The 262-nt window shown below is 34.4% G+C and carries 1 protein-coding gene; it reads left to right on the forward strand.

What is annotated here, in order from left to right; all coding sequences use genetic code 11:
* Nucleotides 1–9: 9 nt before the first annotated feature.
* Nucleotides 10–262, forward strand: a 253-nt coding sequence (gene tnpA, locus ACYQ4O_RS13105; protein ID WP_460175889.1) for an IS200/IS605 family transposase, incomplete at its 3' end; no start/stop codon positions are given.

Raw genomic sequence — 262 nt, forward strand, 5'->3', positions numbered from 1 at the left:
TAATGTCTTTTGAATTTGCATATTCATTTGGTCTTTGCCACTAAGTACACACGATACGTATTTACCAAACAGATATTGGACGCACTGAAAATAATTTTTCCCTCAGTTTGTAATGATTTTGAAGCTGGCTTAGTAGAGTTTGATGGCGAAAAATATCACGTTCATTTGTTAATTACTTACCCACCTAAAGTCTCTATATCTCGTTTAGTCAATTCTCTGAAAGGAGTATCGAGCCGTCTTATTCGAAAAAAGAAATATCCCT

It is taken from the genome of Turicimonas sp. TL08 (assembly GCF_054660695.1).